Raw genomic sequence first — 238 nt, forward strand, 5'->3', positions numbered from 1 at the left:
GAGTATGGTCGGCGAGGCCTTTCAGCTGATCCCCGACCGGACAGAGACGAAGAGCACATGGAGTGCCTACGAGTGGGCGCAACACCGGAAGGGATGGCTGTTCCTCACCTCGACGCCGCACACGCTGGATCGGCTTCGGCCCCTCATCAGCGTCTGGTTCGATTTGCTCCTGATGCGCCTGCTCGCAGGGGGATCGCCGGTCTGGGTGATTCTCGACGAGCTGCCGACGCTTAACAAG

The 238-nt window shown here is 62.6% G+C and carries 1 protein-coding gene; it reads left to right on the forward strand.

From position 1 onward, the window contains the following. Positions 1–238, forward strand: a 238-nt coding sequence (locus tag ACLJNW_RS28310; protein ID WP_410961969.1) for a type IV secretion system DNA-binding domain-containing protein, incomplete at both ends; no start/stop codon positions are given.

The organism is Salmonella sp. SAL4457, from assembly GCF_046548235.1.
Lineage (GTDB): Bacteria > Pseudomonadota > Gammaproteobacteria > Enterobacterales > Enterobacteriaceae > Salmonella > Salmonella enterica.